A 12,929-nucleotide genomic window follows, 5' to 3' on the forward strand; every position below is an offset into this window, starting at 1 on the left:
GGAGACGTGCCATGTTAAATCAAATGCAGTTAGATAGAATGATTGAAAAGCAAAGACAGTATATTGATAGAATGGAGAAGTATATTTTTAAAAAGGTTGCAAGCTTGGATGTCGCATATTATTGTACAAAAGAGCATCTGGCAAAGGCGCCGCAAAACGTTGATTATAAACCGATTAAGCAGGGAGAGATTTGGGGTGGAGAGAAAACTTACTATTTTTTCAAGACATCGTTTACGGTACCACAAGAATTAGATGCTCAGAAATTATATTTAATGCCGAATTGTTCGTTATATGAAGGGTTGCTATTTGTAAATGGGATGCCGTATGCAAACTATGCTGCAAAGTACCAAATGAATACTGGGCATGGTAACCACTATTGTAAAGCCTTTGTCCATGTGGCAGAAGTTGGTAAAAAATATGAGCTTGTGCTAGAAGCATACACAGGGCATGACATCGAGGGTTGCTATCCATATGAGAAGCCGTGTAGAAGGAATTATGATTTAGTATTTGATAGCTTTGATGTAATGGTAACGGATGAGTTGGTGAAAGAATTTTACTATGATTACAAAACATTGATGGAATTATACGATTGCCAAGAAAAGAATAGCGCTAAGAGAGCCGAAATTGAGAGCATCCTCATAGATTTAAATCAGGTTATCTATTTTTCGAATGAGGAAACAGACGATGATGCGCAACGCGAAGCTTTGCCAATAGCGAGAGAAATTATGAGCAAAGTGCTTAATAAGAAGAATTCCCAAACCGTTGCTAGAGTGGGTATATTGGGGCACTCCCATATGGATACCGCGTGGCTTTGGGAAATTGATGAAACTATAAAAAAGTGTGCCAGAACTTATGCAAACCAAATTAATATGATTGAACAATTTGAGGATTACCATTTTATACAGAGCAGCGCTGCGCATCTTAAGTTTATTGAGATATATTATCCGGAGCTGTTTGAGGCAATAAAAGGGAAGATACGTGAAGGCAGATATGAGCCCAATGGTGGCGTATGGGTTGAGTGCGACTGCAATATTACGGGCGGAGAGTTTATGATTCGTCAATTTTTGTGGGGGCAAAGATACACAATGAAACACTTTGATTATAAGTCGAATACCTTTTTTTTGCCGGATACATTTGGATATTGCGCGGCTATTCCACAAATATTAAAAGGATGCGATATTAAGTATTTCTTAACTACAAAGATGGACTGGAATGATACCAACAAGTTTCCTTATGTAACTTATTATTGGCAAGGGATTGATGGTAGCAAAGTGTTAGCGCATCACAATGTTACAAATAGGTATCCAACGCCAATTCCGGTAACCGGGCTGATAAACGAAATTCAACAAAAATCTGTTAGCAACGAACGACTTTTAACTTATGGGCATGGTGACGGCGGTGGCGGGCCTGAGGATAGCTCTGTAGAAATGGCTAAGCGACTATATGATTTGGAGGGTTGCCCGCAGTTGTATAACACGACGGTTGGCGATTTTATGGATGCATTAACTTTGAAATATCCAAATACGTACGTTGGAGAATTATATCTCGAGTTACATCGAGGCACGCTAACCAATCAACACACTATTAAACGCAATAACAGAAAGGCGGAAGTTGCAATTAGAGACGCAGAGTACTTTACGTCGGTTACGGCGTTTGCTAACCATGCGGTGGCTTCGAGCGAGAAGATAGCGCCGCTAGTGGAGACGTTGTTAATAAATCAGTTTCACGATATTTTACCGGGCACCTGCGTTCCAGAAGCCCACGACAGAAGTATTGCGGAGACTACTGAAATTATTCGGGCGGCAAATTCAATTGCAGCAAATCTGGTATCAACTCCAGAAGATACTATAACGCTATATAATACATTGTCTCATAAACGAAGCGATGTTATCGAAATGGCAATAAATGGATATATAGACGCGGCTGTTCCGCAGCAAAGGATTACAAAGCTTGATGGCACTACAGTTTTGCATGTTGGAGGAATTGAACTCGATGGATTTTCTAGCAAGACTTTTAACGTATGTACGCAATGTAAATTAGAAAACTCTGCCTTTAAATTCGAAAACAATGTGTTAACAACACCGTTTGCGGTCGTAACATTTGCTGAAAATGGAAGCATCGAATCGTTTGTAGATACTCGAAATAATAGAGAGCTTAGAGGAGAGGGGCATAACCTGAATACATTTTTATTTGGAGAAGATTTGTCGTTGGCGTGGGATAATTGGGACATCGATGCTGATGCGATGATGAATTTGGAGCCGGCACTGAAACTGACTAAATTTGAAATTGTTGCAGATGGAGCGGTAGAGTTTAGGATTCGAACAGCATATGAGTTGTCCAAACATTCGACGTTGAGCCAAGATATCATTTTCTATGCAACAAGCCCGAGGGTCGATTTCGACAATGTAGTAGATTGGAACGAAAAACACAGATTGCTAAAAGTTATATTCGATACAACTATCAATACAGACTATGCAACTCAGGAAATACAATTTGGTAATCTACGAAGAACTACGAAGGCAAACAATAGCTACGAGCAGGCACAATTTGAAGTTTGCAATCATAAATACACCGACCTATCAGAGCCAGCTTATGGGGTTGCTATTTTAAATGACTGCAAGTATGGAATTTCGGTAAACGGTTCGGCGATGGCATTGTCACTTCATAAGGGAGGGTGTAAACCAGATCCGCGAGGAGATAAAGGTGTTCACGAGTTTGTGTATTCATTCTATCCGCATATGGGCGGGTTTAAAGCAGAAACGGTATGCGCGAATGCATATGAATTGAATTATCCCGTGAAATCCTTTGTTGGAGGTATTGCTTTGCCAAAATTACTTTCGGTGGATATGCCTAATATTGTTGTTGAAAGTTTGAAGCCGTGTGAGGATAATGAAAAAGCATTAATCGCTCGGATATATGAATGTGAGGGCAGTTACACAAACGTTTCGATCAGGTATCACAAAGATATTAAAGAGATAGTGGAAACCAATATGCTGGAAATGCCTATCCCGGGCGATGCGAACCCTTTGGTATTTAAACCATATCAAATTAGAACATTTAAACTTGTATATTAACCATTTCTAATCAAAATATCGAGTGCAGTTTTGAGGCAAAGTTTACCATATCCCCATTCGGTGCTCGGTGCGTCGATGCCTTTGCGATTGGCTCCGCGTAGTAAAAAAGTTTTGAGGTATTCGCCGTATAAAAAAGGTTGATGTTTTCTGACGATACCCCATTCCATCATGAGGGCAACGGCGCCGGTGACATGAGGAGTTGCTATACTGGTTCCGCTATAACTAATGTAGCTTCCGGTTATAGAAGGGCCGGTGATATCCACTCCTGGGGCAATAATTTCGGGTTTGATGGTACCGTTGCGAGTGAACCCTACGCCAGAAAATTCTGCTATTTGGTTGGTCATGTCGTTATAGGCACCGACGGTAATTACGTTAGTTGCGGTACCGGGGGTTGTAACTGTTGTGTTGCGTATTGGCTCGAGCATATATGTGTCGGCGCCTCCTAATTCGAGTGTGGGACCCCAAGCATCTACGCTGCCATCGATTACGCTAATGCCGTATATATTGATCTCCCAAATTCCGCCTGCTACACCAACGTCACTGATGCCGGCCAAAAATAATGCGAATTCTTCGTCACCATTTAGCGGGGATGGACCAGAAAATGTAGCATAAATTCTAGTGCGATCTAGAACAGTTTGTACAGGACCATAATTATATCGAATGCGTCGGCTCTTACTACCTGATGGGCTTACTACTTCAAATTCTAATGTATCAATAAAAGATTTCCACACGGATAATGCGTATGAACTTTGATTAGCGCCTACTTGAAATGAGAAGGTTTTTGTTTCGCCGGGCGATATTGTAAGATGAGTATGCGTATTGCTGGCGCCTTCGTTTCCAGCTGCAACGATGATGTTATTTTTCCAAATTTGAGAAGATTCATTTAGATATTGTTCTATTAAAGATTTACCATCATGAGGGCCTTCGTTCATGCCGGTACTTAGATTTATGGCAACGGGCATATCGAGCTCTCGGGCTTTTTCAATTACATATTTTATTGCTAACATGATTTCGACATTTCGTATATACGCGCCGTTGGAACCGCCCTTGCCTAGCTTTACTATCAAAAACTGAGCTTCAGGGGCAACGCCCTCGTATTTTCCTTGGCTAGCTCTGCCGTTTCCACCTGCAATTCCGGCAATATGCGTTCCATGGCCTATAGTATCTTGCGAAGGTACGATTGCCAATCGGTCTGTTTTTGTACGTTGGCGTATAGCTTGATTAATTTGAGAATTGGTATATTCGGTACCCATTTTGAAGTTATTTGGAGGATGACCATTAATAGATTGATCCCATATATATAAAATGCGGCTGGTGCCATCAATATTGATAAAATCTTTGTGAGCATACTGAATACCGGAATCTATAATTCCTAATAATACGCCACTTCCTTTGAGATTATAGGGGCTGGAAGTCTTGACGGGGGGGATACAGCTATTGGGCAGGGCGGTATTTATATTGTAGTTTAATAATTTCGGTGTTTCCATATACTCTATTTCTGGAAAATTTAGTAAATGTTCCATATTATGCTCCGGAATAGACATTATAGCAAACTTTGATGATAAGACCTGGGCCAATCCCTCCAATTCGGTTGCTACTTTTTCTATGTCTCCATGATATTTTACAACTATATCTATGTTTCCGGCCGTTTCAAAACCGAAATTACCTAACACCTCACTAGCCTGCTCCTTTTGACTAGAAGGCATTTTGCTCATAATTTGTAGAACAGCATCAGTTTTGTTTTGCATGACTTCTCCTTTCTTCGATCCTATTTTTTTAGCCTAAAGTATCATACAAAGTACTTAGTAATTGCAGTGATGATTGAATACACAATTCTCCGTATCCCCACTGGATATTTGGGAAGGTCATTCCGAAAGGTCGTTTGGTTGAGCGCGTTATATATGCCTTTAGCATCTCGCCAAATAAATATCGATCGCCCATTTGACGCATTCCATACTCTAACATCAATAAATATGCACCTGCAACAAAGGCCGCCGCCGCGCTCGTGCCGCTAAATGTATGGTATCCGCCACCAGCAGAAGTGGAGACGATATCAACTCCCGGTGCCGCGATATCGGGTTTTACTGTTTTTCCGTTGATATATCCTTGTCCCGAAAAGAATGCAATATCGAAGCCATTACTTGTCGTAGCAGCGACGCTGGTTGCCGATAGCGCGGTTGATGGAATGGTAAGGGTCTTGCTTTTTACGGGATTTACAAATCGAATGGTGCGTACAAATTGGTCGATACTGGCTCCCCAAGCATCGTATTTACCATCTAATATAAATAGTCCCGTTAGCTCGATAGTCCAATTTCCGTCAGTAATTTCATCGGGGCTTAGAGAATCGATAAATATAATAATTTGTTCACCGGTGGCTATAGGTGTTGCTTGCGAAAAGTTAACAGAAACAATAGAGTCGCCCATTATAGTATTACTGTTGATTTCTTCGCGAGTTAGCATACTGGTTTTGTCGCCATTGGGGCTTATAATGCGCACACCGAAGTTGTCGATAAAGTTTTTCCAAATTGTGGTATAATAATATGGTTGTTTTTGATCTATAAAAATATTGATTTGCTGAACTGTATTAGCGAGAACAATACCAGAGGTGTGGCTATCTTCGCTGGCTTGGTTGCCAACCCCGACAGTAATGTTAACTTTCCAGGTTTGCGTAATAAAATCGATATATTCATCGATGGCACTGTGACCGGTGTGAGAACCAGCATTCAATCCTAAGCCTATTAAGATGCTGATGGGTTTATTATCATTTTTGGCTTTATCGACTAAATATTTTAGAGCCATCATAATTTCGATATTGCGCGGGCCTCGGATGGGATCTTTGATTTCGTTTGCGCCCTGCTGTCCAAGTTTTACAATAACAAGGGAGGCGTTAGACGCAATTCCTCGGTAGCGCTTATTACTTCGACCGTTTCCGGCTGCGATGCCGCATAGTGTGGTGCCATGATTTAACGCATCAACGGAGGGGACTAGCGCGAGTGGATTATCGCTACTCAATGCTGCGTTGATTTGTTCATTGGTATATTCGGTTCCTTGTGCAAAGCCGACAGGTGGGGTGCCCTCTATTGTTTGATCCCATAAATATAAAATTCTGCTGGTTCCATCGGGGTTTATAAAATCTGGATGAGTATAGTCAACGCCGCTATCTGCAAGTCCAAAGTATACACCTTTTCCCGTTACGTTAAAGCCGCTCTCTTTGGTATCTAAGTAGTTGGCGCAGACTTCAGCTTTGTGTGCATACATAATGTATTTCATAATTTCGGGTAGAGATATATATTCAATTTCTGGCATCAGCGACACATCTTCGAGTAGGTCGCGAGGGATCGATGCAGTTGCATATACGGCACTCAAAATCGTAGTGTTGGTAACTTCAGGTGGCAAATTGAGAGTGCCATAATATTTAATTAAAACATCCCAAACATCGAGATTGTGTATGCCGGTTGTACTAGAAAAAGATTGCGGAAGATTTCCGTATGGGTATTGTAAAAAGAGCTGTATTTGTGGACTTAACTTAGGATTAAAACTCATTAATAAACCCTCCTTCATTGCTATTTATAATGCCATTTACTAGAAGCCAGTTTTTAAGATTTTGTAGGGTGTATATTCCGTATCCTTGGCGTTCGTTTGGATATTCGGTGGTAGGTATTTGGGTTAAGTTGGCGCTAAGCCAGTATGACATTACGGGTGTGTTTGGCAAATAGGAAACTTTTTTCTTGAGCAGTATGCTATAAATACCGGCAGCTTCGCCGGCCATAAGCCCTAATGCAACTGAAGGTCCGTTGAGCTTGGCACTTTGGAGTTTATTTAGTGGAACTAAAATATCTACCGCATCTATTACACAAGTTGGTAAAATATTTCCAGCTCTAGTGTAGCCGCGCCCTGATTCTCGTGTGATGGTGAGAGTTGCAGGATTGTAGGCACCGACGCATATAATGTTACTGGTATTAGACATGGAGGTGATGGTGATAAAAGCATCGCTGTTTTTTAGGTAACTGCTACCGTTGAGGCTTTCTTCAGCTAACCAAAAATCTAAAATTCCAGTTTCCGGATGATCTAGATCGTTATTAATGATATATTCTCCGGTATCAAAATTTTCTAACCTAAACATTACGTTGATGGCGCCGTTGTTTGCGCTGATGCGTTTGCCTTTTACATACAATTTGCCATTGCCTACTGCATAAATTTGAGGTTCGTTTAAGCTATATGTTTCGCCAGTTAAGCGACTTGTGAGCGAGGCATTTACTCCGCCAGGATACATCGTCCACATGATTCCCACGATATTGGTGTGAGGTTTAGTAATCATAATAGAAGTGTTCGAAATATCTTGAGTATAATTTCGTTTATGGTGGCGCTTATCTCCTTCTGCGCCAACGGTACATATTATGGTAACGCCAGACAATCCTGCGTATTGATTGAGAATGCGTTCGAGCAGGCTGGTGCCATCGTGGCTACAGATGTTGGATCCATATTGAAGGCAAAGAACTAGTGGCTTATTAACTTTTGCGGCATATTCTATAAGCTTGGTAAAGCAAATGAGTACATCTTCTATTAATGTAGCATGCTCGTTATATTCGCCGCCATATACTCTTTGGATGCCAGGAGAAGCAGGCGCTATTTTGGCTGCAATATATGTTGCTTTTGGTAAAAAATTGGTAGCGGATTGGGGATTGTCGTATCCGTTTGCTAGCAATAGTAGTGAGGTGCCCATAGTAAGAGTTGTGATATCTTCTTGAATTGGAATTTGCGAGCTAATTTCTGGATTAAATATTTCTGTGTTAGTTACTTCGTCAAAAATGTATTCTAGTCTCGAGGCACCGTCAGCGGTCATGAGTAACGGATGATTAATCTGAATATTTTGTGTATCGAGAACTCCTATCAATACCCCTTGACCATCGTCTAGTTTGTCGTTTATTTCATGATCGGGAAATAGGTTTTCGTCTATTGTTAGTTGAGTTATTTTTGGAGAACTGAGAACGCTTAAACTATATTCTAGAGCAACATATTTTAAAAGTATATTTTTGGCAGCGTCGAAGTCTCGCTTAGTACCTTTTAGTAGTCCACCTACATTAAGTAAGGGGATATGCGTTAAATTGAGATTTTCATAAAATTCTGAGGTTTGGGTTGCAATAGGATTGAGATTTACGTAGATAGTTTCATCATCAGAAAGATTTGCATAGAAGAGATCGTCATAGAGATTTGAGTTTGAGCTAGATCGCATTGCGACAGGCTTGTATAATCTAAATATGTCTTTGTTAGAAATATCCTTGAGATAAGATATCTTTAGAAATGTGTGATTTGGCAGTTCGTTGGTATATAGGGTTTGTTTGGTATTGCGAGAAGATTGTTGATAATGAATGGTCATGTCTTTGGATAAGAAAATCAGAATGCCCGAAACAGTGGCAATCCAGTCGTTTAGCAATCTATCTAAAAGTCGTTTATCATTTAATTGGGTGCTATCAAAAGCATTATATAAAATAGGCTTCTTTCCAATTTCTACAGCATAAAGTAAGACATCTGCAACAGCTTCGAGGTATTGCGTGAGAGTTGCGGAAGTTGGTACTGTATAAAGTTTGGGAGATTTATCGTGTAAATTAGCTCGTACATCCGATGCGATTACAGCATAAAAGTAGCCTTTTGGGGGCTTAATGGGTTCTAATAGATCTAGGTTTAGAAAGGTTATTGGGGGGTATTCTTCAAAAAAAGTGTCGGCGGGAGTGGTGATAAAATAAATCGTATCACTAAGTTGAAAAGCATCTTCTGAAATAATTTGATTAGCGTAAGCTAGTGCTTGCATACATATCCTCCTTATGGTTTTATGTAATTATATGCAATATACAGGTATTAAAATGAAAAAACCTCAAACTTTGTATAAGTAAGAGGTCTTTGGTAATTAATTATTTTGAACTTACGTTTGGATCGTCGCCTTCCATCATTAAGTGAACGGCACTACATTTGAATGTTCTAGGCAATACTAGAATGTTTGGATCTGAACCAACGATAGTTTTCATCGCATGCGCAAGGGCATCTTCAACTGTTTCACGAGTTTTAAGCCCCATCCCGCGAGCATATCCAGGAACTTTAGCGCCACATAAATAGATTGCGGCAGTATTTTTTTCTGCGATATGAGCAGAAGAGATCATAGAAAATCCGTGGAATGGATGGAACGCGTTAGTGTATCTATATTGTCTGATATATTCTTCGTTTGTTGCGTAATATTCTCCGTATCTATTTAGATCTGGAAGAGTTTGCATTTCGTTTCTTTGGAATAAATCATATAGCGGAGTTAAATATGGCCATAAGTCTTCGTTTAAGAAACCGTTACATATAGAAGTACAAATAACGACGCAATTGTCTGCTAAGACTCTCTTGTGTCTAACGATCTGAGCTGAAATAGCTTGCATAAGCATTATAGGGTTTGTGCCCATTCCGTCGCCGTAGTGGAAAAATTGTGGTAAGCCAAATACAAGCACATTATATTTTTTCTTAGCCCAAGGTACATAAGTTCTTTTATCAGCAATTTTCCAAGACTCTGGTTGCATAACTTCTGGTGCACCTGCAAGAACTGCTATTTGACGAGACTTGGTATCAAGAACCGCATCAACGCAGAAAAACTTTTTGCCCATGCATTTTTCCATATGCATGCTGATAGCATCAAACTTGTTTCTCATTAGAGACTTTGAATTTACAGGAGTAAAGTCATCGCGGTGCATTACCTTTGGTACGTGGTGAGATGCGATAGAACGCCAGTGAGAAATTCCAGTTGCAGAATGCTTGTATCCACCAGAATATCCGCCATAAGGATTGCCTTGAGTGTGCCCAATCATAATAGCAAGATCGCTGTCGTAAACGTATTTGTTCATAATTACAGGGTCGCCTGCTTCTGTGGTGCCAAGATCTACAAGGTGGTCCCAATCCTCGCTATCATGATTAATAATTTGTCCAGAAGGTGCAAACTGATTGTATAGATCGTTGCCTAAAACGCCTCTAATTTCTTGCTCAGTATTTTTTCTATGAAGCCCATTGGAGCAGATTAATAGAATGTTTTCTTTTTTTACGCCTACACTATAAAGTTCGTCGAGTACAAGTTTGATAGCTACTTTTCTATGAGAAGTTGCTTGTTCGCCACCTTTAACTCTATCTGGAAAAATAATAGTAACTTTGGAATCAGGATTTGCCATTTTGGTTAAAGGATCCATTCCGAGAGGGTTTCTGATAGCATTAAGAGTTTCTTCGTAGATTTTATCTTCTGGAATATAAGGTGGATCCGCTACCGTTTCACCTGGAATAAAAATATCTGAATTGTCTGGTAATGTTACGTCAATTGTGCCTTGCCCATATTCTAATGATACATTCATTGTTAAAAGTCTCCTTTAGTTTAAATATAGATCGATAATTTCTAAATATTCTTCAGGGTAAAAACCTATTTCGCCGCTAAATCTGGTGAGTGCAATAAGCCCGCCGGCAATCTCCGGAATACTAGCAAGCATTTTTGCGTTATCGCTTTTTAGACCACCGCCATACACAACGTCCATGCTTTCTCCTGCTACTGTTTTGACAAATTTTGCCACTTTAGTGATATACGGTTTATCAGCAGGAGTTTTTCCAGGTCCTATGCTCCAAATTGGTTCGTATGCGATAACGACACTGTTTTTGTCTACATCGTTTAGTCCTATTTCTAATTGTTCTCGTAAAACTGAGTCCCAATTGGCGAGTTCTTCTTCTTTTTCACCAATACAGTAGAGAACTTTTAGACCAGCTTTTTGAGCTTCCTTAATTTCGGCATTTAAAAGTCGGTTGACAGCTTGAGTGGCCGCCGCACCTGTAACTCCAGCTTCTGCAAGGATTCCCATTTTGTCATTACGCTCTTCGCAGTGACCAATGATTACGCTTGTTCCACCGATTTCTTTAACAACATTCGCTGTTCTATTTGTTGTGAAAGCACCGAAATTTCCGCCAACTGCGGTGTCGGCACGATATACGCTTTGAGCACCGATTTCTAAGTTTGCATCATCCTCAAGAGCATTTGCGGCTCCTATTAGATGCGCTTCTGGAAAATACATAACAAATTCAGTGTTTTTATATTTTTTGAGTTTTTCTTGAGTACCTTCTATAATGGTTTTTCCCCATTCTTTAATAGGGGCAATTCTATTAACTCCACCGCGTTCGGGCGGTATATCGAAACGTTTTAAATTTAAATAAATGTGCTTCATCAACATACTCCTTTCAAAATTATTTTTCCATTATAACTGAAATAAAAATAAAAAGAAAGGGTTGTTTGTAAAATTTGTGACGAATGCATAAAAAATTTTAGTAAGTGGAATTATAAAAGTAAAACGATTATGAGAGGTGCTAATATTGAAAAGAGGAATTACTGCAGTAGCGATTATTGTGGTTTGCTTAAGTAACATGCCTGTTGAAGCAAAAATTGGAACATTGGGAGGCAAGGGAGTGGTCTTAGTCGAGCCAGAAAGCATGCGTGTTCTATATGGGATTAACGAAAATACGCAGCTGCCGATGGCGAGTACAACCAAAATTATGACGGCGATCATAGCATTAGAGAATGGAAATTTAGAAGATGTTGTAACAGTTTCCGCGAACGCAGCGAAGGCACCGCCAGTTGATCTAAAACTTAAAGAAAACGAAAAACAATACTTGGGAGACTTGTTATATTCTCTTATGTTACAATCTCACAATGATACAGCAGTGGCAATAGCAGAACATATTGGAGGCAGCGTAGAGGAATTTTGTGAAATGATGACAACAAAAGCAAATGAGTTGGGCGCTGTCAATACAAAATTTGAAACTCCCAACGGGCTAGATAGTGAGCAACATTATTCAACGCCATATGACTTAGCGTTAATAGGTGCATATGCCCTGAAAAATCCAAAATTTGTAGAAATCATTAAAAACCTATTTCCCGATCATGAAATAAACGACAAACTAGACGATGGTCAAGGGGTATTGATAGGAGTTCTCGATACACAAAATATTCAGATTAATCATCCGTTACTCATGACCGCTGACGGTGCCTCGAGACTAGAATACATTTTTGACGAAGTAACTAACACAGAAATATTTAATCCAGAAATTAGCTCGCAAATTCCAATTCAAGAAGATATCACAACTCTTACTATGGGCACCTCACTACTATTGCTAGCAAACGGATACGACAATCCCCAATCCGCTACCAATTTTTTACCAAAAGCAACATATATTGCAGCCAAAATAGCGCCTGCTTCTCCTGGCATCCAAAGAGTATATGGCGGCGAATATAACGAGCATGCTACATTAATAGAAGATGTACTCATTTGCTTTACCAAGCTTATAGAATATGCCGCAAAAGTTAATAAGCCACTAGTTCTTTGCCTTCAATATGGATCCAACATCTGTAGCCACGATGGCACCAGCCTGCTCGAACGCATTCTCAATCAATACGCAGGATTGTCTGGCGTTACCATAATATGTACCGTTGGCGCAGAAGGAGATAAGCGCCACCATAAACGAAATTATACTCAAGATATTTCGAACACTTCTATTATGATTACTAAACCTCACACCAATATCGTGGGAATCATGTGGACGATGTATCCTGGCGGAGTAAATGCCTCGCTCACAAGTCGCTTAACTGGCGAAACATATAGCTTAAACGAACCTCAAATTTATGCAGTAGGCAATGGCAAATTGTATGTAAAAGGCAAACGCATCAGCGCAAACAACGGCGCCATCAACGTAATGTTTAGGTTAGAAAATTTTGATACCGGAGAATATATCATTAATAACGATCTAGATCATCCGGAAACTGATTATAAAAGCAATTCCGCCAATAATTATATAATTTAA

General features: G+C 39.9%; 7 protein-coding genes. 2 read left to right on the top strand and 5 right to left on the bottom strand.

From position 1 onward, the window contains the following. Positions 1-11: 11 nt before the first annotated feature. Positions 12-3,074 carry an alpha-mannosidase gene (locus tag PCY70_RS09415; RefSeq protein ID WP_305767157.1) on the top strand — a complete coding sequence of 1,021 codons (3,063 nt, stop codon included), beginning with the start codon at positions 12-14 and terminating at the stop codon, positions 3,072-3,074. Here PCY70_RS09415 and PCY70_RS09420 read toward each other — a convergent pair. From PCY70_RS09420 to PCY70_RS09440, 5 genes are all read right to left on the bottom strand, one after another. Continuing rightward, positions 3,071-4,822: a S8 family peptidase gene (locus tag PCY70_RS09420; protein WP_305767158.1), complete on the bottom strand. Its 1,752-nt coding sequence runs from the start codon at positions 4,820-4,822 to the stop codon at positions 3,071-3,073. The two genes, PCY70_RS09415 and PCY70_RS09420, sit on opposite strands and share 4 nt — an antisense overlap. A 28-nt stretch (positions 4,823-4,850) precedes the next feature. Beyond that, on the bottom strand, positions 4,851-6,617 hold the full coding sequence (locus tag PCY70_RS09425) for a S8 family serine peptidase (protein ID WP_305767159.1): 1,767 nt from the start codon (positions 6,615-6,617) through the stop codon (positions 4,851-4,853). Continuing rightward, positions 6,607-8,883: a S8/S53 family peptidase gene (locus PCY70_RS09430; RefSeq protein ID WP_305767160.1), complete on the bottom strand. Its 2,277-nt coding sequence runs from the start codon at positions 8,881-8,883 to the stop codon at positions 6,607-6,609. The genes PCY70_RS09425 and PCY70_RS09430 overlap by 11 nt, the downstream gene beginning before the upstream one ends. Before the next feature lie 100 nt (positions 8,884-8,983). Then, positions 8,984-10,444 (bottom strand): lactate racemase domain-containing protein, encoded by a 1,461-nt coding sequence (locus PCY70_RS09435; RefSeq protein WP_029488304.1) that lies wholly within the window; start codon positions 10,442-10,444, stop codon positions 8,984-8,986. Positions 10,445-10,459: 15 nt separating this feature from the next. After that, a complete protein-coding gene (locus PCY70_RS09440) occupies positions 10,460-11,299 on the bottom strand; it encodes a triose-phosphate isomerase (protein ID WP_010168710.1) in 840 nt (279 codons plus the stop codon). A 145-nt stretch (positions 11,300-11,444) separates the two neighbouring features. On the opposite strand from PCY70_RS09440, the gene PCY70_RS09445 reads away from it, so the two are divergent. Continuing rightward, positions 11,445-12,929: a hypothetical protein gene (locus PCY70_RS09445; protein ID WP_305767161.1), complete on the top strand. Its 1,485-nt coding sequence runs from the start codon at positions 11,445-11,447 to the stop codon at positions 12,927-12,929.

Origin of the sequence: Candidatus Epulonipiscium viviparus (genome assembly GCF_030708075.1) — a bacterium.
Classification (GTDB): domain Bacteria; phylum Bacillota; class Clostridia; order Lachnospirales; family Cellulosilyticaceae; genus Epulonipiscioides; species Epulonipiscioides viviparus.